21 protein-coding genes are annotated in these 25,463 nt (G+C 43.6%); 12 read left to right on the top strand and 9 right to left on the bottom strand.

Annotation, left to right across the window (positions count from 1 at the left end):
* Window positions 1-7: 7 nt before the first annotated feature.
* Entirely contained in the window at window positions 8-2,164 is a 2,157-nt protein-coding gene (locus V7K41_RS05755) for a polyribonucleotide nucleotidyltransferase (RefSeq protein ID WP_334846329.1), read from the bottom strand.
* A gap of 101 nt (window positions 2,165-2,265) precedes the next feature.
* Window positions 2,266-2,811 (bottom strand): GNAT family N-acetyltransferase, encoded by a 546-nt coding sequence (locus V7K41_RS05750; RefSeq protein WP_334846327.1) that lies wholly within the window; start codon window positions 2,809-2,811, stop codon window positions 2,266-2,268.
* 143 nt (window positions 2,812-2,954) lie between these two features.
* Here V7K41_RS05750 and V7K41_RS05745 point away from each other — a divergent pair, with 143 nt between their 5' ends.
* Both V7K41_RS05745 and V7K41_RS05740 read left to right on the top strand, forming a co-directional pair.
* The gene (locus V7K41_RS05745) at window positions 2,955-6,353 is read left to right on the top strand and encodes a DEAD/DEAH box helicase (protein WP_334846325.1); all 3,399 of its coding nucleotides are present in this window, start codon (window positions 2,955-2,957) and stop codon (window positions 6,351-6,353) included.
* A 99-nt stretch (window positions 6,354-6,452) separates the two neighbouring features.
* Window positions 6,453-7,292, top strand: coding sequence for an SWIM zinc finger family protein (locus V7K41_RS05740; protein ID WP_334846323.1), 840 nt, complete (start codon window positions 6,453-6,455; stop codon window positions 7,290-7,292).
* Window positions 7,293-7,542: 250 nt separating this feature from the next.
* On the opposite strand, the gene V7K41_RS05735 is transcribed toward V7K41_RS05740, so the two are convergent.
* The 3 genes from V7K41_RS05735 to psbD all read right to left on the bottom strand — a co-directional run bounded on the left by V7K41_RS05735 (window position 7,543) and on the right by psbD (window position 10,288).
* Window positions 7,543-7,728: a PCP reductase family protein gene (locus V7K41_RS05735; protein ID WP_334846322.1), complete on the bottom strand. Its 186-nt coding sequence runs from the start codon at window positions 7,726-7,728 to the stop codon at window positions 7,543-7,545.
* Between the two features lie 129 nt (window positions 7,729-7,857).
* Entirely contained in the window at window positions 7,858-9,249 is a 1,392-nt protein-coding gene (gene psbC, locus V7K41_RS05730; protein WP_334846320.1) for a photosystem II reaction center protein CP43, read from the bottom strand.
* Window positions 9,233-10,288, bottom strand: a complete 1,056-nt coding sequence (psbD, locus tag V7K41_RS05725; RefSeq protein WP_322694081.1) for a photosystem II D2 protein (photosystem q(a) protein) — start codon at window positions 10,286-10,288, stop codon at window positions 9,233-9,235. Before psbD ends, psbC begins: the two co-directional genes overlap by 17 nt.
* Before the next feature lie 923 nt (window positions 10,289-11,211).
* Here psbD and V7K41_RS05720 point away from each other — a divergent pair.
* The 4 genes from V7K41_RS05720 to V7K41_RS05705 all read left to right on the top strand — a co-directional run bounded on the left by V7K41_RS05720 (window position 11,212) and on the right by V7K41_RS05705 (window position 15,479).
* Window positions 11,212-11,781 carry a photosystem I assembly protein Ycf4 gene (locus V7K41_RS05720; RefSeq protein WP_334846315.1) on the top strand — a complete coding sequence of 190 codons (570 nt, stop codon included), beginning with the start codon at window positions 11,212-11,214 and terminating at the stop codon, window positions 11,779-11,781.
* A gap of 157 nt (window positions 11,782-11,938) precedes the next feature.
* Window positions 11,939-12,739: a peptidylprolyl isomerase gene (locus V7K41_RS05715; protein ID WP_334846312.1), complete on the top strand. Its 801-nt coding sequence runs from the start codon at window positions 11,939-11,941 to the stop codon at window positions 12,737-12,739.
* Between the two features lie 90 nt (window positions 12,740-12,829).
* Window positions 12,830-13,975, top strand: a complete 1,146-nt coding sequence (locus tag V7K41_RS05710; RefSeq protein WP_334846309.1) for a beta-ketoacyl-ACP synthase — start codon at window positions 12,830-12,832, stop codon at window positions 13,973-13,975.
* Between the two features lie 214 nt (window positions 13,976-14,189).
* Window positions 14,190-15,479 carry a Glu/Leu/Phe/Val family dehydrogenase gene (locus tag V7K41_RS05705; protein WP_334846306.1) on the top strand — a complete coding sequence of 430 codons (1,290 nt, stop codon included), beginning with the start codon at window positions 14,190-14,192 and terminating at the stop codon, window positions 15,477-15,479.
* 209 nt (window positions 15,480-15,688) lie between these two features.
* Here V7K41_RS05705 and V7K41_RS05700 read toward each other — a convergent pair whose 3' ends face one another.
* The 3 genes from V7K41_RS05700 to V7K41_RS05690 all read right to left on the bottom strand — a co-directional run bounded on the left by V7K41_RS05700 (window position 15,689) and on the right by V7K41_RS05690 (window position 18,121).
* Entirely contained in the window at window positions 15,689-16,828 is a 1,140-nt protein-coding gene (locus V7K41_RS05700; RefSeq protein ID WP_334846304.1) for a Gfo/Idh/MocA family oxidoreductase, read from the bottom strand.
* A gap of 103 nt (window positions 16,829-16,931) precedes the next feature.
* Complete coding sequence (locus V7K41_RS05695) at window positions 16,932-17,408, bottom strand: hemerythrin domain-containing protein (RefSeq protein ID WP_334846302.1); 477 nt, start codon at window positions 17,406-17,408, stop codon at window positions 16,932-16,934.
* Between the two features lie 491 nt (window positions 17,409-17,899).
* Window positions 17,900-18,121, bottom strand: coding sequence for a hypothetical protein (locus V7K41_RS05690; protein ID WP_334846299.1), 222 nt, complete (start codon window positions 18,119-18,121; stop codon window positions 17,900-17,902).
* Window positions 18,122-18,269: 148 nt separating this feature from the next.
* Between V7K41_RS05690 and V7K41_RS05685 the strand changes: the two genes are divergently transcribed.
* The 6 genes from V7K41_RS05685 (at window position 18,270) to minE (ending at window position 23,501) form a co-directional block, all read left to right on the top strand.
* A complete protein-coding gene (locus V7K41_RS05685) occupies window positions 18,270-18,767 on the top strand; it encodes a DUF29 domain-containing protein (RefSeq protein WP_334846298.1) in 498 nt (165 codons plus the stop codon).
* Window positions 18,768-18,804: 37 nt separating this feature from the next.
* The gene (locus V7K41_RS05680) at window positions 18,805-19,467 is read left to right on the top strand and encodes a hypothetical protein (protein WP_334846295.1); all 663 of its coding nucleotides are present in this window, start codon (window positions 18,805-18,807) and stop codon (window positions 19,465-19,467) included.
* A 146-nt stretch (window positions 19,468-19,613) separates the two neighbouring features.
* Window positions 19,614-20,936 carry a four-carbon acid sugar kinase family protein gene (locus V7K41_RS05675; RefSeq protein WP_334846293.1) on the top strand — a complete coding sequence of 441 codons (1,323 nt, stop codon included), beginning with the start codon at window positions 19,614-19,616 and terminating at the stop codon, window positions 20,934-20,936.
* 210 nt (window positions 20,937-21,146) lie between these two features.
* Window positions 21,147-22,190, top strand: a complete 1,044-nt coding sequence (gene minC / locus V7K41_RS05670; protein ID WP_334846291.1) for a septum site-determining protein MinC — start codon at window positions 21,147-21,149, stop codon at window positions 22,188-22,190.
* Window positions 22,191-22,362: 172 nt separating this feature from the next.
* The gene (gene minD / locus V7K41_RS05665) at window positions 22,363-23,169 is read left to right on the top strand and encodes a septum site-determining protein MinD (RefSeq protein WP_104908781.1); all 807 of its coding nucleotides are present in this window, start codon (window positions 22,363-22,365) and stop codon (window positions 23,167-23,169) included.
* Between the two features lie 35 nt (window positions 23,170-23,204).
* The gene (minE, locus tag V7K41_RS05660) at window positions 23,205-23,501 is read left to right on the top strand and encodes a cell division topological specificity factor MinE (RefSeq protein ID WP_322674880.1); all 297 of its coding nucleotides are present in this window, start codon (window positions 23,205-23,207) and stop codon (window positions 23,499-23,501) included.
* A 142-nt stretch (window positions 23,502-23,643) separates the two neighbouring features.
* On the opposite strand, the gene V7K41_RS05655 is transcribed toward minE, so the two are convergent.
* Window positions 23,644-25,463, bottom strand: a 1,820-nt coding sequence (locus V7K41_RS05655) for a DUF4114 domain-containing protein (protein WP_334846288.1), incomplete at its 5' end; no start/stop codon positions are given.

The following is a 25,463-nucleotide window of genomic DNA, read 5'->3' as shown; positions in this document are numbered from 1 at the left end:
AATCGAGTTACCGATTCACCGCCGCTGCTTCTCTTGCTGCTGCTGCTTGATCTGGGTGAATACCCAAGCGGGTGAGATTAATCCGACCTTTGTTATCAATTTCGCGCACTTTGATAATCACTTCATCGCCCACTGCTACTTCATCCTCAACTTTGCCAACGCGGTAGTCAGCTAGTTGGGAGATGTGAATCATGCCTTCTTTTCCAGGCAAAAATTCCACAAATGCACCTATCGGTATAATCCGAGTAATGCGTCCTGCGTAGACATCCCCTTCGTGCAACTTGCGGGTCATGCCTTGGATGATATTTCTGGCTCTCTTGGCCTTGTTTTCATCCACAGCGGAAATTGTCACGGTGCCATCATCTTCGATGTCAATTTTTGCACCAGTTTCTTCTGTGATCCCCTTAATAGTCTTGCCTCCAGGCCCGATCACCAGACCAATCATGTCTGAATCAATCTTGACTGTTAGCAGACGTGGGGCATAGGCTGAGGTTTCAGTGCGTGGCGTGTCAATGCAGGCGAGCATTTTCTCCAGAATGTGCAACCGGGCTGATTTAGCTTGGTGGACGGCTTGAGAAATAACGTCCAAGGACAAACCGGAGATTTTCATATCCATTTGCAAGGCGGTAATCCCGGCATCCGTCCCGGCAACTTTGAAGTCCATGTCGCCCAAAAAGTCTTCAATGCCTTGGATGTCGGTCAGAACTCGTACTTCGTCCCCTTCTTTAATCAGACCCATTGCCGCGCCACTGACGGGTTTGAGAATTGGTACACCAGCATCCATCAGGGCGAGGGTGGAACCGCAGACTGAACCCATTGAGGTGGAACCGTTGGAAGAAAGTACTTCCGAGACGATGCGAATCACGTAGGGAAATTGTTCTTTTGACGGTAGCACAGGTAGTAGCGATCGCTCTGCTAATGCCCCGTGACCAATTTCGCGCCTTCCTGGGGCCCGCATTGGCTTGGTTTCCCCGACTGAGAACGGCGGGAAGTTGTAATGATGCAGGTAACGCTTGTGCTGATCTAGCTGCATGTCATCGTTGAGGTTTTGAGCATCCCCAGGTGTACCTAGAGTACAAGTGGATAATACTTGAGTTAGTCCTCGGTTAAATAAACCGCTGCCGTGAACTCGCTTTGGTAAGACATCAACTAAACAAGAAACAGGTCGTACTTCATCAAGTTTACGACCATCAACGCGAACGTTATCTTCGACGATTTGCCGCCGCATGAAGTATTTAGTAATATCTTTAAAAGTATTACCAAGTGCTTTACTATTTGCGGTTGCGGCAACTCGAATTGGGTCTGCTTCTGGCATTTCGGAGATTGTCGTCGCAATTTCATTCTTGACGACATCTAAAGCAGCATCGCGTTCTGGTTTGGTGAAAGTAAATTGAGACAGGATTTTCTTAATCTCGCCGCTAGCGCGATCGCGGATATAATTTTCCAGTGTCGGGTCTACCTCTGGTGGTGCTTCTTGCACTATTACCAGACCCAGTTCTGCTACTAAATCTTGCTGGGCTTTGATTAAATCCCGCACAGCTTCGTAGCCAAAATCAATTGCCTCGATAATATCTCGCTCTGGCAACTGATTAGCTCCCGCCTCCACCATGATTACGCCATGTGGCGAACCAGCTACTACTAGATCCAAGTCTCCGGCTTCAATTTCTGCATAAGTGGGGTTAATAATGAAATCATCTCCTACTAAACCAACCCGCACTGCTGCCATTGGCCCATTAAAGGGGATTTGAGCAATCAGGGTAGCAATGGAAGCACCTGTAACTGCTAACACATCGGGTGGCACTAACTCGTCCATCGACAGCGTTAAGGCAATAACTTGCAGGTCATCCCGCAACCATGAAGGGAACAAAGGACGCAGGGGACGGTCTATAAGACGGCTGGTGAGAATTGTTTTTTCTGGTGGGCGACCTTCTCGCCGCATGATCCCTCCAGGAATCCGACCAGCGGCATATAGCCTTTCTTCATAATCTACAGTCAGGGGAAGAAAATCAATGCCTTCTCTGGCTTGCGATCGCGTAGCCGTCACTAAAACGGATGTGTCCCCTGATTCTATCAAAACCGACCCACCTGCCTGGGGAGCTAGTAGACCTACTTTCAGTCGAATATCCCTTCCATCGAAGGATATTGACTTATCAACTTCTGCCATTCAGTTTTTTTCCCTTCTCTTTCGCTATTCTCTTTCTGTGGCAATCCTAACATTTATGCCCTATGGCTGACTTCTTGTACATACAAAGATAGACAAGTCGTTCAAAGCAAAGTGTGATATAAGATTAGCGCGTTTACTACCTGCCCATTCTCTAGTTTCGCCGCACCCGGAATTCGTCCAATAATTTCAAATCCTAACGACTGCCAAAGTGTAATTGAAGGTATATTAGTCTCAAAGACCAAATTAAACATCACTGCTTCGTAGCCCAGGTTTGCTGCTATCGAAAGCATAGCCTCTCCCATGAACCGTCCTAAACCCTGACCGCGTAATCCAGGTTGTACAATAAAACCAGCGTTGCAAATATGGCTACACCGACCAGGAAAGTTTGGCTTTAAATAAAACGCCCCTAATATTTCTTTTGGCTTGTGTGTAGGATCTACAACAGATGTCCTGACAACAAAGGCATCTTTGCTTAACCAGTAAGCTGAAAATTCTGTAGGAGAGAGGGGTTGCTTTTGGGGATAGGTTTTACCTTCAACAATTACAAGATTGAGTAACCCTCTTACAACCTCGTGTTCTTGAGGATGCATATAATCCAGTTCCACTAACATCCCGTTTTTTAAAACTTTAATTAGGGGAAAATTCATTATTAACAATGTTTATGTGGAATAATTACTTAAATATTTATTATATGAGAAACTTAGCCAATAAATCTTCTTGAGAAGATGCAAAAAGTAGAAAAATTGCGATTTTAATTCTGGAGTTTTGGGAAAATCTGAGTAGTTAGCAAATGGCGATTTTACACTGTAATTGGTTACTAAAAAATCAAAATGGTTGTTTATTTATTTGGGGGGAAACTTGGCGATCGCCACGAGTGAATTTCGAGTCTAGTGGATCTGGAGATATAGCACTACATCCATTGGCAATGACATCAGTTGAGTTGAGTGAGTGGTTGCGTTCCCAGAATATGGCAATTACCAACTTCATTCAGCAACCCCAAGTTGCGATGCCTGCGGCGAGCAAAGCGATCGCAACTACTGGGCGAACCTCCAAAGGAGGATCTACGCTAACGCATAAAGCCGCTAGTGCCACTAAGATCGGTTTACCAACGCACTCTCAAATCATTGCCCTACCAACTTATATCCCAGAAGGAAGTGATGAAGGAACAGTAGCGATTTTTCCTGTACATTCTGCCAGCTTGGGGGAAAATACAGATTCCCCGCAATATTTACAACCGTGGCGAGTTGAGGGTTTTTGTCTTAACCCCAGCGAAGCAGTAAAATTTCTCGCTGCTGTTCCCCTAAATGCTGCGAAAGGAGAAGATGCTTTTTTAGGTGGAGATTTACGCTTTTGGTCGCAGGTTGCCCGATGGAGTTTAGATTTAATCTCCCGGTGTAAGTTTTTACCAACAATTGACCAACAATCAGATGGTGCATTTGCTGCTAAGTGGCAAGTACTCGTAGATAGTGCTGTAGATGGAACCCGCATAGAAAAATTTTCTGCGAATATGCCCTTGGTTTGTCGTACTTATCAGGAGGGATTGGGGACTGGGGACTGGGGACTAGGGATTGGGGACTGGGGACTGAGGACTGGGGAAGAGTTTTGCCAATCCCTACTTTATGTAGACTTTCCCGTTGAACCTCAAGAATTACTTTTGGGATTTCTCAACAGTACGATAGATGCCCAAGTGCGAGACATGGTAGGTTCTCAACCTCCAATTGAAGCTAAGGCGATGTCTACGACGGGCAGCGCCTACGCATCTTTACCATCTGGAGTGCAACAGTGGTTGCAAGCCTTAACTAGTGCATCTGGTACAGTTAATGCAGATGCAATTGAAGTGGAACGACTGGAAGCGGCATTGAAGGCTTGGACTATGCCCCTACAATACCAGTTAACTCTTAAAACACTATTTCGTACCTGTTTTCAACTGCGTTCTCCAGAGTCTGGCGAAACAGATTGGACATTGGCGTATTTTTTGCAAGCAGCTGACAATCCAGAGTTTTTAGTGGATGCAGCAACTATTTGGAACAATCCAGTTGAAAAATTAGTTTATGAAAATCGGACAATTGACCAACCACAAGAAACATTTTTGCGAGGTTTGGGGGTAGCTTCCCGATTATATCCAACGATGTCTGGCGACAAGGCACAAAGCGCCTACGCACCCAGTTTAGAAACTGAATATCCCCAATTTTCTCGCCTCACCCCCATCCAAGCTTATGAGTTTATCAAAGCTATAGCTTGGAGGTTGGAAGACAGTGGTTTGGGAGTAATTTTGCCTCCCAGTTTAGCGAATCGTGAAGGCTGGGCAAATCGTTTAGGTTTAAAAATTACTGCTGAAACTCCAAAGACAAAACAGGGACGCTTGGGGTTGCAGAGTCTGCTGAATTTCCAATGGCAATTGGCAATTGGCGGACAAACTATTTCCAAAGCCGAATTTGATAAACTTGTGGCTTTAAATAGTCCGCTAGTGGAAATTAATGGTGAGTGGGTAGAATTGCGACCCCAAGATATCAAGACAGCCCAAACTTTTTTTACCACTCGCAAAGACCAAATGGCCCTTTCCCTGGAAGATGCTTTGCGTCTGAGTACAGGAGATACTCAGGCAATTGAAAAGTTACCAGTCGTCAGCTTTGATGCATCTGGGGCATTGCAAGAGTTGATTGGGGCGTTAACAAATAATCAAGCGATGTCTACGACGGGCTGCGCCTACGCACCTTTACCCACACCAACAGGCTTTAAAGGGCAGTTGCGACCTTATCAAGAACGTGGTGCTGCTTGGCTGTCCTTCTTAGAACGTTGGGGCTTGGGTGCGTGTCTCGCAGACGATATGGGACTCGGTAAAACTATTCAGTTTATTGCTTTTTTGTTACATTTAAAAGAACAAGATGTACTAGAAAATCCAACACTGCTAGTTTGTCCAACTTCGGTTTTAGGCAATTGGGAAAGGGAAGTCAATAAATTTGCACCAAGCCTGAAAATTTTGCAATATCACGGTGACAAACGCCCAAAAGGCAAAGCATTTTTAGAAGCTGTAAAAAAACACGATTTAATCGTTACCAGCTACTCACTGCTTCATCGAGATATCAAGTCATTGCAAAGTATCTCTTGGCAAATAATAGTTTTAGATGAAGCCCAGAATGTGAAAAATCCAGAGGCGAAGCAGTCAAAAGCAGTGCGCCAATTAGAAGCTACATTTCGGATTGCGTTGACCGGGACACCAGTAGAAAATAGACTGCAAGAATTATGGTCTATTTTGGATTTTCTCAATCCTGGGTATTTAGGCAATAAGCAATTTTTCCAGAGGCGGTTTGCTATGCCAATAGAAAAGTATGGTGATACCGCTTCTTTGACTCAGTTACGTTCATTAGTGCAACCATTTATACTGCGGCGATTGAAAAGCGATCGCGACATCATTCAAGATTTACCAGATAAGCAAGAGATGACCGTATTTTGCGGTCTGACTGGCGAACAAGCTGCACTTTATCAACAAGTAGTAGAACAATCTTTAGTAGAGATAGAATCTGCTGAAGGGTTGCAACGTCGGGGGATGATTTTGGCTTTACTAATCAAACTCAAGCAAATCTGCAATCATCCAGCCCAATATTTGAAACAAGCGACATTAGAGCAACATAATTCAGCCAAACTTCTGCGGCTAGAAGAAATGTTAGAAGAAGTTTTAGCAGAAGGCGATAGAGCTTTAATTTTCACACAATTTGCTGAGTGGGGTAAATTACTTAAACCCTATTTAGAAAAACAGCTTGGGCGAGAAATATTCTTTTTATATGGCAGCACCAGTAAAAAACAACGGGAGGAAATGATCGACCGTTTCCAACACGATCCTCAAGGACCACCGATTATGATTCTTTCTCTAAAAGCGGGTGGAGTAGGACTGAATTTAACACGAGCAAATCATGTATTCCACTTTGATAGATGGTGGAATCCAGCCGTAGAAAATCAAGCTACAGATAGAGTATTTCGGATTGGTCAAACTCGGAATGTGCAAGTACATAAATTTGTTTGCACTGGCACTTTAGAAGAAAAAATTCATGACATGATTGAAAGTAAAAAACAACTAGCTGAACAAGTTGTAGGTGCTGGTGAAGAATGGTTAACTGAACTGGATACAGACCAACTTCGTAACTTACTACTACTTGACCGCAGTGCAGTAATTGACGATGATGCAGAATAAGTTTGTGGTGTGAACTTTAGTCCTTGATTTTAGTGCTAAAGCGCTCACTAAAAACCCGTCAAAATTAGCGCGGCACATTACCAATTTTTTGAATTGATTATGACTAATTACACATTACAAGCTAGTCGAGAATGGTGGTCACAACAATGGCTAGATTTGTTAGATTCCTATCGCTTTAAAAAGCGTTTAGAACGTGCGAGAAATTATGCTCGTCAAGGAAATGTTTTGAGCATTGAATTTAAAGGTGCAAAAGTATTGGCTAGGGTACAAGGTAGTGAAGTAGAACCTTATAAAGTTTCCCTTTCCCTTGAACCTTTTAGCGATGAACAGTGGGGTTATGTAATTGAAACCATGTCCCAAAGGGCAATTTTCGCAGCCAAGCTACTAGCAGGAGAAATGCCACAAAATATAGAAGAAGTATTTACAGCTAATGGTCTTTCGATATTTCCTTTTACTCTTGGTGATGTCCAGAGTAAATGCTCTTGTCCTGATAAAGCAAATCCCTGTAAACATATTGGTGCCCTGTACTATCAGTTAGGCGATCGTTTCAGTGAAGACCCCTTTGTACTATTTCAATTACGCGGACGTACCAAAGAGCAAATTATCAGCGATTTGCGTCAGTTACGTAGTACCAAGATTCAACCCAATCCGACAGAAACACCTGATGTTCAACAGTCAATTCCTAATAACAAATACTCAGTAAAAATTGATTCTTTTTGGCAATATAATGAGTCACTAGAGTCATCCTTGGTAGTTATTGTGCCCTCCAGTACCGACGAGACGATATTAGATGTATTGGGAGCGGTTCCCCTAGCGAAGGAAGAGGAAAATGCAGTAAATTCAACTTCGAGTGATGTGGTAATGAAGTATTTGAATACGGTTTACAGAGATGTAAGCCAGAAGGCTGTTTTAGCAGCAATGAATATAGGAGGAAGTTGATACTAATTCGTAATTTGTAATTATGAATTAAATTGACTGGAATATTCTCGCCTTAAAACTCTATCCCTTTATAAGTCAATACGGTTCAGTTAAGGCTTAATTCTTTATCAAAGTAATTTTTTTAACGAACCGCAAAGGCGCAAAGAACGCAAAGGAAGAGAAGAAAGAAATGCTTAACTGAACTGTATTGCTTTATAAGTAGAGTATTTACCAAATTCTGAATTCTAAACTCTGTATTTTGATTCCTGATTTATTGTCCAAACTCAAGCCTAGCCTGTTCTACCAAATTAGCAGTCACAACATCTTGGCCTGCTTCACGAGCCAGCTGTTCAATTCTGGCTTGAGCTTGAGAGCGGACAAAAAAAGGAATGTTTTGTAACTTTTCCTTAGCTTCAGATGTCCATCGCAAAGCATCAATAAAATTGGAGTCGTTCATAGATTAGTTACCTTGGTAAGTCGCTTACTTTAATTAATAGATTACTAATTTTCCTATAAAAAAAGCCCTTGCTTTTATGCAAGAGCCTTTAAATTATTTAGTTGTCAGTGATGAAATAAACTTTACAACCTAGTCAAGGTCGTCCATGAACATCACTGGCTCAGTATCACGGTTAATTCCTTTCTCAAAACCACCAGCCGCGGCCCGTGCGCGACCAGCGTGCCACAAGTGACCAACTAGGAAGAAGAATCCTAATACGAAGTGAGAAGTCGCCAACCAAGCGCGAGGAGATACGTAGTTGAAGGAGTTAATTTCGGTAGCCACACCACCTACGGAGTTCAAAGAACCCAGAGGAGCGTGGGTCATATATTCAGCAGCGCGACGAGCTTGCCAAGGCTGAATATCGTTCTTGATTTTCTCTAAGTCAAGACCATTGGGGCCGCGTAGAGGCTCCAACCAAGGACCACGGAAATCCCAGAAGCGCATGGTTTCACCACCGAAGATGATTTCACCAGTTGGAGAGCGCATCAGATATTTACCTAGACCAGTAGGGCCTTGGGCAGAACCGACGTTAGCACCCAAGCGTTGGTCACGAATCAAGAAGGTCAAAGCTTGAGCTTGAGAAGCTTCTGGGCCAGTAGGGCCGAAGAATTCGCTGGGGTAAACTGTGTTGTTAAACCAAACGAAGATTGAGGCAATGAAGCCCATCAGTGAAAGAGCGCCCAAGCTGTAGGAGAGATAAGCCTCACCAGACCAGATGGATGCACGACGTGACCAAGCAAAAGGCTTGGTAAGAATGTGGAAAATACCGCCAGCAATTAAGATTAAGGCAATCCAGATGTGACCACCGACCACATCTTCTAAGTTATCAACGCTGACAATCCAGCCTTCGCCACCGAAGGGAGACTTGATTACATAACCGAAGATAACTGCTGGGTTCAATGTCGGATTGGTAATAATCCGAACATCACCACCGCCTGGTGCCCAGGTGTCATACAAACCACCAAAGAACATTGCCTTTAATACTAAAAGCAATGCACCGACTCCCAAAATAATCAGGTGAAACCCGATGATGTTGGTCATCTTGTTCTTGTCTTTCCAGTCGTAACCAAAGAAAGAAGAGTATTCTTCTAAAGTTTCTGGTCCACGGACGGCATGATATATACCGCCAAAGCCAAGGACGGCTGAGGATATTAGGTGAAGTACGCCGACAACAAAGTAGGGGAAGGTATCGATGACTTCACCACCAGGACCAACACCCCAACCCTGAGCGGCAAGGTGAGGTAACAGGATTAAGCCCTGCTCGTACATGGGCTTTTCAGGAATGAAGTGAGCGACTTCAAACAAAGTCATCGCTCCCGCCCAGAATACAATCAAACCAGCGTGGGCAACGTGAGCACCCAGCAGTTTACCAGATAGGTTGATTAAACGTGCGTTACCAGACCACCAAGCAAATCCAGTGGATTCTTGGTCGCGTCCAGCGCCGCCTAAGATATTTGGTCTATTAGAGAGCGTTACCACGTGGTAATACCTCCTCAGGGAATACAAATTGTTCGTGGGGTTGATCTTGAGGAGCCATCCAAGCGCGGATACCCTCGTTGAGTAAAATGTTTTTGGTATAGAAGGTTTCAAACTCCGGGTCTTCAGCCGCCCGTAATTCTTGGGAGACGAAATCATAAGCCCGCAGGTTGAGTGCTAAACCGACGATGCCGACGGCACTCATCCACAAGCCTGTGACTGGTACGAACAACATAAAGAAGTGCAACCAGCGCTTGTTTGAGAAAGCAATCCCGAAAATCTGTGACCAGAAACGGTTTGCTGTCACCATTGAGTAGGTTTCTTCCGACTGGGTGGGATTGAAGGCACGGAAGGTGTTAGCACCATCACCGTCTTCAAACAAGGTATTTTCGACTGTGGCTCCGTGAATGGCGCACAATAAAGCACCACCCAATACGCCAGCAACACCCATCATGTGGAAGGGGTTGAGTGTCCAGTTGTGGAACCCTTGCAGGAATAGTAGGAATCGGAAAATTGCAGCCACCCCAAAGCTGGGTGCAAAGAACCACGACGATTGTCCCAAGGGGTACATCAGGAATACGCTGACGAATACTGCAATGGGAGCCGAGAAGGCGAGGGCGTTGTAAGGACGTATCCCTACTAAACGCGCAATTTCAAATTGCCGCAACATGAAGCCAATCAAACCGAAGGCTCCGTGCAGTGCCACGAATGGCCACAAACCACCCAATTGGAACCAACGGGTGAGGTCGCCTTGAGCTTCTGGCCCCCACAACAGCAATAGGGAGTGTCCCATGCTATCGGCGGGGGTGGATACTGCCACTGTCAGGAAGTTACAGCCTTCTAGGTAGGAGGAGGCTAATCCGTGGGTGTACCAAGAGGTGACGAAGGTGGTGCCGGTCAGCCAACCGCCTAGTGCTAGGAAGGCGCAGGGGAACAATAGTATCCCTGACCAACCTACGAATACGAAGCGATCGCGCTTGAGCCAGTCGTCTAGAACGTCAAACCACCCTCTACTGGGGGCGCGTCCAACTGCGATGGTCATTAGAGCAAAATCCTCTTTTTTTACTAAAATTGCAACGTTTCTAAGACAGTACGGAGAGCCAGTGTAACCGACTGCCGTGAGGAATTAACGTTTTTTTTGACAATCTCAATTGCTTTTAACCAACTGGGATTCTGAGAGCTTGCTGACTAGTTAAGTCATTATTTCTCAGGGTTATGACATTACACGTACCATCGGCTAGTAATCTAGCTTGTGGTAACTTAATGATTCTTAACTTATCACATTAATCAGGGTTTTTGCCTGATACGCAAAAGCAAATGAGCTATGAAACACGAACCTTATAAATAATATGAATATCAGAATTTTTACAATTTGACACAACTTTTCTCAGAAATCTGAAAAAATTTAATGCAGATGGACGTAGGTAGGTAACTCATTTCAAGAGGTCAAAAAGAGACAGGGAGAGGGGAGCAGGCAATAAAGGGGGCACAGGGCTAAGGAAAAAGAATTTTTTTCAGCCATGAGTGAAGAAATAGTACAACATTCTCTAAAAAATTATATCGGTAGCAGGAACATGGAAAGGCGCAGTTGAATTTTTGTCAACGATGTTTGGTAAAATGTGGATGGTCACTTCGCCGCCACTGTCGTTGATACACCTCTAGAAAACCTATGTGAAACGTTAGATAAGGAAAAAGGAAGTTGGCACATCTTGACTAATACAAATAGCCTAAGTGGTTTGTTCCGTAGTTTCAAGTAAGCCAGCATCATCCGGGACAGTAAAATTTGTCGGATACAAAGGAAAAAATTTATAGTCTGCGGTAGGGTTCCCGTAGACTTATTAAAACAGAGCTTTAGTGCCTCCTAAGCAATAGCCGGATTGGCACAGAGAGCCAGCACTCTATGCAGCAAAAGCATTCAGTGTGCGAATATGTCACAGCGAGTATCTCACGGGCAATGGTAGTTCAATGACGACATCAACAACGATTAACAAAGGCGATCGCCTCCTGCACCAAAATGTTCTCGGTTCTCGTCGGTTCAGTAACTACTGGTGGGCAACTATCGTTACCTTGGGAGCAAGCGGCTTTTTATTGGCTGGAATATCCAGTTATTTAAAAGTTAATTTACTCATAGTTTCCGATCCTACTCAACTGGTATTCGTTCCCCAAGGATTAGTGATGGGGTTATATGGTGTAGCTGGCTTGCTATTAGCCACATACCTGTGGCTAGTAATTTTATTGGATGTTGGAGGCGGTTACAACGAATTCGATCGGGAAACTGGTGCAATCAAAATTTTCCGCTGGGGGTTTCCTGGCAAAAACCGCCGAATTCAGATTGATAGCCGCATAGAAGATGTCCAATCTGTACTAATAGACGTAAAAGAAGGTCTTAACCCCCGTCGCGCCCTCTATCTACGCATTAAGGGACGGCGAGATATACCCTTAACACGGGTTGGACAACCCTTATCTTTAACAGAGTTAGAAACAGAAGGCGCAAAGTTAGCCCGCTTTTTGGAAGTATCGTTAGAAGGATTGTAAGGGAGTGAGGGAAGAAGAGGGGGAGCAGGGGGCAGGGGGCAAGGGGAAGAATAAAAATTACCTCTTTCCCCTCTGCTCCCTGCTCCCTGCCCCTCTGCCTCTTATGCCCAATGCCCCTCAAAACGATAAGATACTCTGGTTAAATCGGTAACAGGCAATGCGGTTAAAAATTTCACAATTTTTACTTTCTCTTGTGATTATCAGTGCCTTAATGTTGGGAGGATGTTCAACACAGCAAGTCGCTTCTAATAGCTCTTCTCCAAACTCGACAGCTACCTCGACCACAAGCGAGGCAAGCACTAAGGCAACTACTGAAGCAACTTCTGTATCTCAAACTATTAGTGAGAGTATCCCTGGAATAACAGATTTACCAAGACTAGAAGGCAAGGCTACTGTGGTGATCGCGGTTAAAGGTTCGCCGATTACTATCGAAGTAGATGGCACTGATGCCCCCATTACAGCCGGCAACTTCGTAGATTTAGTGCAAAAGGGTGTGTACGATGGTTTAGCTTTCCATCGAGTTGTGCGCGAACCCCAACCGTTTGTGGTTCAAGGGGGCGATCCTCAAAGCAAAGACCCGAAAGTTCCAGCAGACAGACTGGGAACAGGTAGCTATATTGACCCCAAAACAGGAAATGCTCGTTATATACCTTTAGAAGTTAAGCCCAAAGGTTCAGATACTCCGATTTACAATAAACCATTTGATGCTACTGCTCAACCCGTCGTATTACCCCATAAGCAGGGTGCAGTAGCAATGGCGCGATCGCAATCACCGGACTCTGCTTCTGCTCAGTTTTACTTCGCTTTAGCAGATTTGGCGTTCTTGGATGGTAACTACGCCGTGTTTGGCAATGTCACTCAAGGCTTCGATGTAGTAAACAAAATTCAGCAAGGCGATCGCATTGACTCCGCTAAAGTCACCCAAGGTGCTGAAAACCTGAAAACACCTGGAAAGTAGGAGAAATCAATTCAAAATTCAAAATTCAAAATTCAAAATGAAGAATTGAATGTTTGAATAGCGGAAGATTCTTTACTCCTAAAATTCAGATTGGTTAAGGTTTGTGTTACTGGTATTGGTCTAGTTTCCGCTTTGGGTGGAAGCTTAGAGGATAGTTGGCGAAATTTAATCGCAGGTAAATCTGGAATTCGGTTACATCAACCGTTTCCAGAACTTACACCACTTCCTCTAGGTTTGATTGGTCAACAACCATCTGAGTTGACAATGTTAACTCAGATGGTTGTTGCTTCTGCTTTACAAGATTCTGGGTTAGTTCCACCTTTAACTGATTGTGCTGTCGTCATTGGATCGAGTCGCTCTTATCAAGCGTCTTGGGAAATGCTAGCGCGGCAAATGCATAGCGACGCGAAGAATTTTCCCGTGTCCTCTTTTGGAAATTGGCTAGATACATTACCTCATATAAATGCGATCGCAGCTGCGCGACAAATCGGTGCATCGGGGATAGTTTTGGCACCAATGGCAGCTTGTGCCACTGGAATTTGGTCTATTGCCCAAGCAGCTTTACTTATACAAACTGGGCAATGTCAACAGGCGATCGCAGGTGCAGTAGAAGCACCGATTACACCCTTAACTTTAGCTGGGTTTCAGCAGATGGGTGCTTTAGCAAAAACTGGGGCTTATCCCTTTGATTTGTATCGGGAAGGCTTAGTGTTGGGTGAAGGTGCAGCTGTGTTTGTCTTAGAATCAGCAGAATTTGCAAAGCAGCGTCAAGCAAAAGTGTATGGTGAAATTCGCGGTTTTGGCTTAACCAACGACGCATATCATAGTAATTCACCAGAACCTGAAGCCAAAAGTGCGATCGCTGCCATCAAACAATGTCTAGAACGTAGTTGTCTATTACCAACCGATATCGATTACATTCATGCTCATGGCACAGCTACCCAGCTAAATGACCAGATGGAGAGTATGGTAATCCAGCGTTTGTTTCCCCAAGGCGTGGCAGTTAGTTCCACCAAGGGAAGCACAGGTCATACACTAGGAGCCTCTGGAGCTTTAGGTGTAGCTTTTTCTCTCATGGCGCTAAAGCATCAAATATTACCACCTTGTTTAGGATTGCAGCAGCCAGAGTTTGATTTAGATATCGTGACCGCAGCACGTCTAAGTAAAACTCGACAGGTATTATGTTTGAGTTTTGGCTTTGGGGGACAGAATGCTGCGATCGCATTGGCAAGGTAAAAATTTTTAGGTTTTAATATATAAATTTTTATTAAAGGGCACACAGCAGTGCGCCCCTAGTAACAGTAATTTTTGAATGCTTTTTCTATATCAGAATATAAAAGATAAAACTGTAACAAAAACTACAAAATTCTGATTTACTCCAAAAAAAAGGATAAGCTAGTTACAGAATGATATCCGGTTCGTAAAGATACCGTGATTAGGAGAAAATTTTATGATTTCAAAATCTCTATTGCTGTCAGAACCTGCTTCTCCGGCGCATATATGCCCATTTGACCAAGCCTGTAGCTACTTAGAAGCGGCAGCTAAAGAATTAAATTTAAATCAGGGTTTGCTGGAAATTCTCAGCCATCCGCGTAAGGTTGTCACAGTTTCCATTCCCGTGAAGCTAGATGATGGGGAAATACAAGTTCTCGCTGGACACCGCGTACAGCACTCTGATGTCTTAGGCCCCTACAAGGGTGGAATTCGTTACCATCCGGCTGTGACACTGCGGGAAGTATCCGCTTTAGCAATGCTGATGACCTGGAAATGTGCCTTGTTAGGTATTCCTTACGGTGGTGGAAAGGGTGGCATTGCTATAGATCCCAAACGCTACAGTGTTGGCGAATTAGAGCGAATCAGCCGCCGTTATATCAGCGAGTTGATTAAAGATATTGGGCCTTCCGTAGATATTCCTGCGCCAGATATGGGTACTTCTGCCCGTGAGATGGCTTGGATGATGGACACTTACTCTGTAAATGTTGGTCATGCTGTACCAGGAGTTGTAACTGGAAAACCCCTTTCGATTGGTGGTTCTCTAGGGCGAGAAATGGCAACTGGACGTGGCGTGATGATTACTGTACGTGAGGCGCTAGCAGATCGAGGTAAATCCTTGGCAGGAGTGCGAGTAGCTATTCAGGGTTTCGGTAACGTCGGCTGTGCCGCAGCAGAATTATTATATGAAGCAGGCGCGAAAATTATCGCGGTTTCAACTGGTGCTGGAGGAATATTCTCTGAAGTTGGTCTTGATATTCCCAAGTTGAAAGTCTACGCTGCTGAAAATCGCAAGAGTATTGCGGGTTTCCCACAATCTGTACCAATTAGCAATGCAGATTTATTAACTTTACCCTGTGATGTCTTAATACCAGCGGCTTTGGAGAACCAAATTACTGAAGAAAATGTGAATCAGGTGCAGGCGCAGATTGTGGCAGAAGCAGCTAACGGCCCGGTTACTCTTGAGGCTAACTTGGCGTTAGAGGCGCGGGGTGTGACAGTGCTACCTGACATCTTAGCGAATGCTGGCGGTGTAGTGGTGAGTTATTTAGAGTGGGTGCAGGGTCTTTCTTACGTATTTTGGGATGAGGAGCGTGTCAACCGCGAAATGGAACATTTAATGGTACAAGCGTACCGCAAGGTGATTCATCAGTCGCAAGTACGCCAAATTTCTTTAAGGTTAGCAGCTTACACATTGGGGGTAGGTAGAGTGGCTCAGGCACTAACTGACAGAGGTCTTTATCCTTAATTTGTTTTAGTTGTTCATGAGGCAGAATAAATCGTTGTCGGCAGTAATTTTACTTGAACCGCCATTGATTTATCTGCCTTTTTTATTGAGCGATCGCTATAACATGAGTAGTACACGATAGCGGAAGTTTCCCCACCTTTAACCAGTTACTCAGAGCAACTTGTCTCACCAAGCTGATATTATTTGGTCAAGGATATTTTAAAGCTACCTTATGACTCGCTAGAAGGTGCAGCAGCATGAATCAAGTCTGGTGTCTCCTCAACAGGAGGACGCTCAATAGTTTGAGCCAATGTGGGACGTTGATGGCGTAGTTTACCGCCGCAGGCATCGCGAGTTTCTATCTGCACAGGTTGACCCGTCTCAATTGACTGGTAAAGTGCTTGAATGATACTAACATCAATCAATCCTTCCGTACCAGATGGCTCTGGGTTTTTATCTTGCAGAATACAATCAGAGAAGTAGGTAAATTCCGCTGCTAGTTGATCGCGATCCTCAAAAGTCCGCTCTTGGGTTTCACCATTAATTGTTAGGTAATGCTTCAGTTCTCCCTGCCAAGCATAGGCAGATTCTACTCGCAAATCGCCTTGAGTACCTACAATTTGATAAGTCGAAACACTTGCCCCTCCAAAGCTACAGGTAAATGTTGCCAATCGCTCGTTGGGAAAACGCAAAATGACGCTAGTCATTTCTTCCACTTCGCTAAAGCGTTCTTCTCCGTTATTGGCAGCTACAGCAAATACTTCAATTGGTTCATCTTGCAATAGATAGCGTGCAGCATTAATGCAGTAGATGCCAATATCATAGAGCGTGCCACCACCTGTGACATCTCGTAAACGAATATTACCTTCTTCTACTTGCTGAGTAAAAACAGAGTTGAAAATTCGTGGTTCACCGATTTGCTTTGAGCGGACAATTTCTACTGCTTGTAAATTGGCTTCTTCTAAATGTAAGCGGTAGGCAATCATCAGCTTCACATTATTGTCATTGGCAGCTTTAATCATTGTCTCACACTCTTCTTCTGTTACTGCCATTGGCTTTTCACATAACACATGAATTGCCTGATTAGCAGCCCGCACAGTATAGTCGCAATGCAAGTGATTGGGCAACGCAATATAAACTGCATCAACCTCGCCGCTTGCCAGACAGTCTTCATATTCCTCGTAAGAGTAAGTATGATTAATGCCATACTTTTTGCTCAGTTCTTCGCTTTTAGTGGGGTCATCTGAAACCAGCGCCACTAATTCTGAGTTTTCGGCGTGGACAAAGGAAGGTAAGGCGGCTTCTTGGGCAAACCAACCTAAACCAACAACAGCGTAACGAATTTTGTCTTTACCATTTGTAGCAGTCATATTTATACCTGATAATGAATGAATAGCTTGGTAATTTTAATGCCCTAATTACGTACAAATTATGGCTAACTTTTTATGCAAACACTCAGAAAAAAGTGCATTACTACATTGCTAATGCAGCTTTTACATTTGACACCAACTTAGCTTGAGTTTCTTGAAACTCCTGTCCCAATTCAGTTAGCTCTTTATCACTTATACATTCGCGTACAGCATTAAAAATTTTGCTTTCTTCTTCTACATGATGCTCAAGTGCTTCCTTCAATTCGCTCATTTTTTCTTTAAACTGAGGGTTAGTAGGCTTAAGCGCCTTAATTTCTTCTAAAATAACTGAAACTTCTTCATGTTCTTCTTTAGCTTCTTCAACATATTGTTCAGTTTCTGCGTATTCTCGTAAAGCTGGGTAAAAGACTAATTCTTTAATTCTTGCATCTAAGATCAATGCTATATAGATTTGATTGAATTGATCAACTAGGTTTGCGCCCTTCGCTTTTTCTGCTTCTGCAAAAAGCTTCTCAACTTTACGATGCTCTGCTTCAATTAATGCAAGAACATCTATTGCTTTAGCTTTAGTTTTAGCCATTTTTTCCCCTTAAGTAATTATTGATTTCTAGAGATGAGAATTTGGAGGTTGATGAATGGTAACTCGTATATTCTCAATGACTTTGGAAATGAAAACCTCATTCTTTGAGTAAGCTTTAATTTAGACTTAAGGAATATTTTCGGTATTGCACCATAACTGAAATTCATAACCTCAGCATGATGGATGCTGAGTATAGAGCATTAGCAAAGGCTACGACCCGAAGTTGAAACACCAATTGAAGATTTCCACACAGACCAATCGTTTATACAAGGGACTCTTCGCACTGGTCAGTTTTCATCTGTGGATTTAGATAATTTGTTAGAAGAATTAGAAACTATTGCTATTGACATATTCCAATTGATATGCACTGGTTCTTTATAACAAATTTTAGATGATAACTGGTTTCCCAAATATAACCACAATCATCACGGTAAAGCCGATTAGAATAGACACTTAACTTGTGCTTACCGGATAAAGGATTACAACCTCAATCAAAATGATAATAATTTTTTCTGAATTGCTTTCATACAAAGGGCGATGCGGGAATTGATATCTTTTTGCTCAACTTCATCGATACCCAATTTTACCTTGAGGTGTTGGATATGATTTTGAACAGCCCTGAGCGATATATGAAGACGATGAGCGATCGCCTCTGAAATTCCAGATGGTGCATGGGAAATGTTAACTTTGCCTAATGGAGGGGTGCGAGTCACACTGAGTTGGTGTTTACCCTAAGTCGATCTGGCTAAAGAAATTCATCCACACCAAAACCGATTAAAATAAATACGCAACTTGGGCTTCCAATTGCATAGAAGCTCAATTGAGCTAAATTAAAAAAAATAGTAGGAGTTTGGCTATTGTATGGTGACACCAATAATACAACCAGCAACTCAAAGTTTATACGACCAAGATTATTACCTGTGGCTGAGGACAACTATAAACCAACTTCACGCTGGACAGTTTTCTGCTGTTGATTTAGATAATTTGTTAGAAGAATTAGAAACTATGGGTAGAAAGGAGAAGCGAACAATTGAAAGTTTATTAATTAAGCTTCTTGAACATCTACTAAAACTCAAGTGTTGGGATAATGAACGAGAACGTAATCAAGGACATTGGAAAGGAGAAATCAGGACTTTTCGCAGAGAGATTAAAAAAGCTCTTCAAGATAGTCCTAGCTTAAAACCTTACATTTTAGAAATATTTGATGAATGTTATGAAGATGCAAGGAAAGAAGCAAGCGATCGCTCTCAACTTTCTATTGACATATTCCCCTGTATACCCATTGGCTCTTTAGAACAAATCTTAGATGAAAACTGGTTTCCTGAATATAACCACAATCATCACGGTAAACCCGATTAAAATGAATACGCAACTTGGGTTTCCATAGGAGTATGCAGTGCAGCCGGACTTAATAGGCTTGGAAATTAGTAAGGGGGAACTAAGACGTTTGACTGGGTTCGATCCAGAAGACGTTTTTCGACCCTCAGTTTTGCGAGATGGCAAAAAGCGATTAGGGTTTTTTATCAATGAACTGCTGGTGACGCTGGCGCTAACGCCAATAATTGTAGGCTTTGTTTACGCTTTTATTATTCTGCCAACAATTGGTTCTTCAATTCGACTAGGAATTCTTTTACTAATTTTAGTGCCAATGCCGATATTAGTCGGGCGATGGCTGTGGCGACAATTAACCTGTCCTGAAGGACTGACAATACTTTTAGATGAAGTTGATAAATATCATGACCTGGTTGCTGCCATCGATATTAATGACCAATTGGCAGCATCAGGAAACGTAGAAAGCAGTATCCATGACCGAGATAAAGTAACCGCCGCCCTACAACTAATTAGAGAAGATTTAGTCCGCGCTCTGAAAACGGAACGAATTTTGCGAGATAATAAAAAATTGCTTGCTAATAATCAAGAGTTATTTGTAAATAATTTAGCCAGTCTGCGAGCTTTACAAGTTAGTAGTCAAGCAGGCGAATATGCTCAACTGCTAAATCAATCATTGCAAATTGCGATCGATGTGCAAGCAGAAATCAGAAAATTGCAAAAAGGCTAAGAGAATGTTTGTAAAAGTGGCTACACAAGACTTTACCTGCTTCCACAGGTTGAAAACCCTTGATTTTGATTAGTCCACGCGCTTATGTAATAGTGACTTCTACTCGCCCAACACTTTCCCAGAAAACAATCGCCCCGTTGACTTAAATGAGCAACAAACCCAAAATAATTGTCCTGGATGATGACCCTACAGGTTCTCAAACAGTCCACAGCTGCTTGCTGTTAATGCACTGGGATGTGGAGACTTTACGCAGTGGGTTGCAGGATGATTCGCCGATTTTCTTTGTGCTGACTAATACTAGATCGCTAACGCCAGAGTCAGCTGCATCTGTCACCAAAGAAGTTTGCCACAACCTGAAAATCGCTTTGAATGCTGAAGGAATTGACGATTTTCTGATTGTCAGTCGTTCTGATTCTACTTTGCGGGGACATTATCCTATTGAAACAGATGCGATCGCCCAAGAACTTGGCCCCTTTGATGCTCATTTTCTCGTACCAGCATTTTTTGACGGCGGACGCATCACCTGCGATAGCGTTCATTACTTAATTATTGGCGGTGTACCCACCCCAGTCCATGAAACCGAATTTGCCCGTGATTCAGTCTTCAGCTACCATCACAGTTACTTACCCAAGTACGTCGAAGAAAAGACTCAAGGACGAATTAGTGCCGAAGCTGTAGAAAGGTTTCTCCTTGTTGATATTCGCGCTGGTAGTTTGGAACGATTGTTACAACTTCATGGTAATCAGTGCGCTGTCGTCGATGGTGAAACTCAAGCCGATCTCAATCGCTTTGCAGTAGATATATTAGCAGCCGCAAGTCAAGGGAAACGCTTTCTGTTTCGCAGTGCAGCAAGTATTTTAACGGCTTTAGCCGCTTTACCACCCCAACCCATTGCCGCCGAAAACATGGCACAGTACGTGCGCCAAGGCAAACCAGGTGCGGTGATTGTTGGTTCTCATGTGAAAAAAACTACCCAGCAATTAGAGGCGCTGTTGCAAGTAGAGGGAACTGTAGGAATCGAATTGAATGTAACGCGATTACTTGACGATCCAAATCAATCTGCGGCATTACTAACTGAAATTCAAGAAAGTACACGAGCAGCACACGAAGCTGGCAAAACACCAGTGGTTTATACTAGCCGTCAGGAACTAAATTTTAAAGATGTCAAGACACGATTGGAGTTTGGGGAAAAAGTTTCAAGTTTATTGATGGATATTGTGCGCGGTTTACCATCTGATATAGGATTCTTAATCAGCAAGGGTGGCATTACTTCAAACGATGTCTTGAGTACTGGACTAGCTTTAACTTCAGCCCGTTTACTCGGTCAAATTTTAGCTGGTTGTTCAATGGTGTTAACGTCATCCGATCATCCCCAGTTTCCTGATTTGCCTGTGGTGCTGTTTCCAGGTAATGTCGGCGATGCTGATGCCTTGGTGACAGTTTATGAGAGGTTGACCGTACCAATTTGAGATTTTAAACTTTCCTGCGGAACGCTGCGCGAACGGCTACGCTCAGTCGAACGATTTTAGATTAAAGAGTCTTTTGGTTAATGTCGGACTAATATCCCGTTACGCCAACACCCCTTGTGAGTGACACAAATCCAAAATCCAAGTTGCGCTGTCAGCGCACCAAAGGTGCGACCTAAAATTTAAAATCTGTTGTCTTTTGGCTAGTACTGCATGACTTCTGATTCTGCGATTCCCAATCTAAAGTCAAATTCTGCACTTCCTAATGCAGAATCAAACTCTATCCTTTCTGAGATAGAGGTAAATTCTACTGTTTCTGATGTAGAGTCAGATTCTATCCTCCCGGATGCTGAGTTAAAATCTGTCCTGCTTTATTTAAAATCAAATACTGTTCTTGGGGATGTAGAGTCAAATTCTGCTAACCCAGATGTAGAGTCAACAAATACTGATGCCGGATCGGATTTTATCCTGACTGACTTAAATCCCGATGAGTTAGCATTACCAGGGCATCGTGTAAATGATAATAGTCAAGTCCAGTTAAAGAGTAAGGAGGGACGACTTTTATTAATTTTGCCCTCGGAATCTCAAGTATCTGCCTCAGAACTCACTTGGTCTGATATTTGGCAACAAATAAGGCAACGTCTGAGTGCAGGCGATCGCTTCCGTGTATCTAATACACCTGTGCATTTAATGGCACAAGACCGTTTGGTAGATGCCAGACAACTCCAAGAACTCGCCGAGGCTTTAAGTGAAGTCCAACTCCGACTGATATCTGTCTCGACCAGTCGGCGGCAAACTGCGATCGCTGCCGTGACATCTGGGTATTCAGTAGAACAATTACAGCCCGTAACTTCCCTGAATTCCGAGCCAACAGCTACAGCCATCCCCCAAGAAGATGCCCTCTATTTAGAAATGACAGTCCGCTCTGGAGTAGAAATTCGTCATCCTGGGACAGTAATTCTCTTGGGAGATTTAAATCCAGGTGGTATTGTAATTGCAGATGGAGATATTATTATCTGGGGTCGTCTGCGTGGAATTGCTCATGCTGGGGCTGGAGGCAATCGTGAGTGTCTGATTATGGCCTTGCAAATGGAACCAACCCAACTGCGAATTGCAGATGCTGTAGCTAGAGCACCAGAAAAACCGCCAATGCAGTTTTCTCCAGAGGTGGCACATATTACGCCCCAAGGAATTCGTATCGCTAGGGCGACTGATTTTTCCAGAAACCAATTCACCAAGAGCAATCAAGAACCATAAATATTTACTTAAAGAATGAAGTATATAAGTAAGGATGAAATAAAACAAATATTCATGCCTCACCCTCATCAGGGAGAACAGATATTTCTTCATACTTGATACGATACTTCATACTTTATACTGCAATTTACTGTTTTATATTTCCTGAACCCTCATTGACCGCATTTCTATCATGACTCGCATTATTGTGATTACCTCCGGTAAAGGAGGAGTGGGTAAAACCACAGTTTCAGCAAATTTGGGTATGGCTTTAGCCAAAATGGGGCGTCAAGTTGCTTTGGTTGATGCGGATTTTGGTCTGAGAAATTTGGATTTGCTGTTAGGGCTGGAAAACCGCATCGTTTATACTGCGGTAGAAGTCCTAGCCAGAGAGTGCCGTTTAGAACAAGCCTTGGTGAAAGATAAGCGCCAACCCAATCTCGTACTCCTGCCGGCAGCCCAAAATCGCTCCAAAGATGCAGTCACACCCGAACAGATGAAGTTATTGGTGAATGCACTAGCGCAAAAATATCAGTACGTGATAATTGATAGCCCCGCCGGGATTGAAAATGGGTTTAAAAATGCGATCGGCCCGGCAAAAGAAGCGCTAGTTGTCAGCACACCAGAAATTTCCTCAGTTCGTGATGCCGATCGGGTAGTGGGGTTACTTGAAGCACAAGGTATCAAGCGTGTTCATTTAATAATTAACCGCATCAGACCCTCAATGGTGCAAGCAAATGATATGATGTCAGTGCAAGATGTTCAGGAACTTCTCGCCATTCCCCTCATCGGGGTAATCCCTGACGACGAGCGTGTTATTGTATCTACCAATCGCGGCGAACCCTTAGTGTTAGCGGAAAATCCCTCTTTAGCTGCCACAGCCTTTGAGAACATTGCTCGTAGATTAGAAGGGGAAAGTGTCGAATTTCTGGAGATCGACTCGTCCCAAGACAGCATCTTCGCCCGGATACGAAGGTTGTTCAGGACAAAGATTGTTTAATTTATTTTCCAGTCTCCGCCCCCGAACTATTCGTAATGATTGAACTTCTAGAAAAACTTTTTTTTCGCGGCCCTGATAGCAGTCGAACTCAAGTTAAACGTCGCCTGCAATTGGTGATTGCTCACGATCGCGCTGATATAGATCCTCAAACGTTGGAAAAAATGCGGAAAGAGATCCTAGATGTAGTCTGTCGCTATGTTGAAGTTGAGACAGAGGGCTTAGAGTTCTCTTTAGAAAGCAACCAACGAACCACAGCTTTAATTGCGAATTTACCCATCCGCCGGGTCAAAGGCGCCATACCTGAATGGGAAAGAGGTGACAAGTCTCTGTAGTTATAATTTTGAGTATTTTTATTTAGGTTAATAGTTGTAGAGAGATTGCCCAGCCAAAGAGTGGCAGAAGAGAGATACTGTATAATGGCAAAACCCCGCTTTGTTTTAAAAAGCGGGGTTTTAGATTAATACCGATCTATACTTACGCGATGTTATGAGTCAAATTAATCTTGACAATGACATCGTTGTAATCCTTGTCGCCGCCACCAGAGAGATCCTCAAAACCAAAGACATTATCACCTAACATCTTGACGTGCTGAGTCTTGTCAGCATTGGCACCCAAGAAGGTAAAGTAAACTGTTGGGTCATTGCTAGAATTGCTGTCTAACAAAGCATCAACTTTACCATCGACAATCAAGAATGGCACATAAATACCGCCGCCTTGAAAGTTGCCATTGTAGTTTCCCGTACCTTGATTACCTACCGATAAGCCAATATCAGTTACCCGTGAGTTAATTGCCGCTTGTACATAACCCGCTTGTCCAGGGAGAATGTCTGCTGTGCCATCACCATTAGTATCAATGCCACCATCAGTATTAGTAACTTTATAAAAACCAACAAAATTGTTGTAAGATGCTTCGCGGTTAACAATGAAAGTCCCACTAATCAGGCTGTCAGTGCCGAAATTCCGCAAATCAAGGGCTTCGCCTTGTGATTCTCCTTGCAAAGATGTACCGATGGGTAATTGTTCATCAGTTTGTTGAATATTCACTTGCAAGTCGTCAAAAACGGAATTGCCACGGGAACCATCTTTCCACCCCAAAGTGAAGCCACCTTCGCTTTGGGAAGTGATTTTTTGGGTAGTGGTACTAGAGAAGATGATGTTACCTTGAGACTTCAAATAAAAGCGCAGTTGTGTACCACCCTGCAAATCGAGGATGCGGCTGAGGTCTTCTGGATTAAAACCTGTGGGGTTGTTGGCGATAACTGAGAAGATGGTTTTGGCTCTAGAGAGGGCTTTTTCTTGATAACCTGCTGCATCTGGTGCAATGCCGTCGATAGTGCCAAGGCTGTCATCAACGCTGAAGACACCGAATTCGTTGACTAATTTGGAACTGCGTCCTTTAATTTTGATTTTAATGTTGACTTTGGTGAACTCGCTGGCGTCGATTTTAAAGATATCATTGGTGCTATTAATTAACTTGGCATCAACCACGGTAGTGGGAGGTGTGTCATTGGTATCAACCACGGTAGTGGTAGGTGTGTCATTAGCATCAGTAATGTTGATGGCAAACGGCTGGGTAGCACTCAAATCACCATCGCTAACTGTGAAAGTAAAATTATCAGAGGCATTGGTAGTCAGAGCATTGATGGCAGTCGCATGGGGGGTGTAGGTGTATGCCCCAGTTTCAGTGTTGAGGCTGAGAGTGCCGTAGTTGCCGTCCAGGGTGGAGGTGTTTTCAGTGACATTACCATCTGTGATGCCATACACAAGGGTTGTGCCAATGTCTTGGTCTGCGCCGACAAGGGTGTCTGTAATGTCAGTAAAGGTGTCGTTAGCGGCGGTATTTATCAGGTTAGCAGGGGTGACGGCTTGTAAGGTTGGTGTCTCGTTGACATCAGTAATCTTGATGGTGAAAGCTTTTTCGTAGGATGAATTAGTTTGATCTGTGGTGCAGATACGGATGCTGTAACTAGACTTAGCTTCAAAGTCTGGGGAAGCATTAATTAGCAGTTGATTGCTGTTAATCGTGAAGGAATCATTATCAGTGCTGCCAGTACCAGAGACTAAGCTGTAGGTAAAGGTGTCACCTGTGTCTTGGTCAACGCTGCTGAAAGTGCCGATAGCGATATTAGTTGGACTATTTTCTGCAACGATTAGTCCGATGGGGTCAAAGGGAGAGGAAATGTTGATTACCCCAGAGGCAAGTTGGCTAGTGACTGTACTGCTATCTCCTCCAGAGTAACTATTGCCCCAAGTGACCACAGAACCATCTTCTTTCAACGCCGCAAAGGCAAAAC

The organism is Nostoc sp. (assembly GCF_036917415.1).
GTDB lineage: Bacteria > Cyanobacteriota > Cyanobacteriia > Cyanobacteriales > Nostocaceae > Nostoc.
The sequence above is the reverse complement of the archived record's forward strand: the minus strand, read 5'-3'. Positions and strand labels throughout refer to the sequence as shown.

Coding starts and splice junctions, on each gene's coding strand:
- psbD (WP_322694081.1), bottom strand. CDS start 10,288: ATGACCATCGCAGTTGGACGCGCCCCCAGTAGAGGGTGGTTTGACGTT.
- V7K41_RS05750 (WP_334846327.1), bottom strand. CDS start 2,811: ATGAATTTTCCCCTAATTAAAGTTTTAAAAAACGGGATGTTAGTGGAA.
- V7K41_RS05695 (WP_334846302.1), bottom strand. CDS start 17,408: ATGGCTAAAACTAAAGCTAAAGCAATAGATGTTCTTGCATTAATTGAA.
- V7K41_RS05685 (WP_334846298.1), top strand. CDS start 18,270: ATGGTGACACCAATAATACAACCAGCAACTCAAAGTTTATACGACCAA.
- V7K41_RS05755 (WP_334846329.1), bottom strand. CDS start 2,164: ATGGCAGAAGTTGATAAGTCAATATCCTTCGATGGAAGGGATATTCGA.
- V7K41_RS05740 (WP_334846323.1), top strand. CDS start 6,453: ATGACTAATTACACATTACAAGCTAGTCGAGAATGGTGGTCACAACAA.
- V7K41_RS05715 (WP_334846312.1), top strand. CDS start 11,939: ATGCGGTTAAAAATTTCACAATTTTTACTTTCTCTTGTGATTATCAGT.
- V7K41_RS05735 (WP_334846322.1), bottom strand. CDS start 7,728: ATGAACGACTCCAATTTTATTGATGCTTTGCGATGGACATCTGAAGCT.
- V7K41_RS05700 (WP_334846304.1), bottom strand. CDS start 16,828: ATGACTGCTACAAATGGTAAAGACAAAATTCGTTACGCTGTTGTTGGT.
- minD (WP_104908781.1), top strand. CDS start 22,363: ATGACTCGCATTATTGTGATTACCTCCGGTAAAGGAGGAGTGGGTAAA.
- minE (WP_322674880.1), top strand. CDS start 23,205: ATGATTGAACTTCTAGAAAAACTTTTTTTTCGCGGCCCTGATAGCAGT.
- V7K41_RS05745 (WP_334846325.1), top strand. CDS start 2,955: ATGGCGATTTTACACTGTAATTGGTTACTAAAAAATCAAAATGGTTGT.
- minC (WP_334846291.1), top strand. CDS start 21,147: ATGACTTCTGATTCTGCGATTCCCAATCTAAAGTCAAATTCTGCACTT.
- V7K41_RS05705 (WP_334846306.1), top strand. CDS start 14,190: ATGATTTCAAAATCTCTATTGCTGTCAGAACCTGCTTCTCCGGCGCAT.
- V7K41_RS05720 (WP_334846315.1), top strand. CDS start 11,212: ATGACGACATCAACAACGATTAACAAAGGCGATCGCCTCCTGCACCAA.
- V7K41_RS05675 (WP_334846293.1), top strand. CDS start 19,614: ATGAGCAACAAACCCAAAATAATTGTCCTGGATGATGACCCTACAGGT.